At 66.0% G+C, this 611-nt stretch carries 1 pseudogene; it reads right to left on the reverse strand.

Annotated features, from left to right (window positions below):
• Positions 1–147 precede the first annotated feature (147 nt).
• Positions 148–611, reverse strand: a pseudogene (locus IE212_RS34560) (alpha-1,4-glucan--maltose-1-phosphate maltosyltransferase); the annotation flags it as partial.

Consider the following 611-nt stretch of genomic DNA (forward strand, 5'->3'; position numbering starts at 1 on the left):
GGCCTTTCAGGTCACCGACGCCGTCGCCGTTGCTGTCCTGGAACGAGCGGACGAGCACCTCGTAGAAGACGGCGCGTTTGAACCAATCCGGGTCGCGGTCCCTGGCGGGTGTGTCCTCGAAGGTGTCGTGAACGGGTTCGTTGACGATCATGTTGTGGGTGACCCTCCGATCTGCGGGTTGGACGGTCGCAGCACCGAGAAGACGTGCGCGGGACGGTGGCCCGGTTCGAGGCGCACATAGTTGGCCCTGCCCCAGTGATAGGTCTCGCCGGTGAGCTCGTCGCGCACCGGCACCGACTCGTGCCAGTCCAGGCCGAGTTGTGGCATGTCCAACGAGACCGTGGCCTCCTGGGTGTGGTGGGGGTCGAGGTTGGCGACCACCAGAATGGTGTTCGAACCCTTCCGCTTCGAGTAGGCGATCACCGCCTCCTGGTCCGCGTGGTGGAAGTGGAGGTCGCGCAGCTGCTGGAGCGCCGGGTTCTCGCGGCGGATGGTGTTGAGGCGGGTCAGCAGCGGGGTGATGGTGCGGCCCTCCCGTTCCGCCGTTTCCCAGTCGCGGGGCCTGAGCTGGTATTTCTCCGAGTCCAGGTACTCCTCGCTGCCTTCCCTGA

Origin of the sequence: Streptomyces djakartensis, assembly GCF_014651075.1 — a bacterium.
Lineage (GTDB): Bacteria > Actinomycetota > Actinomycetes > Streptomycetales > Streptomycetaceae > Streptomyces > Streptomyces djakartensis.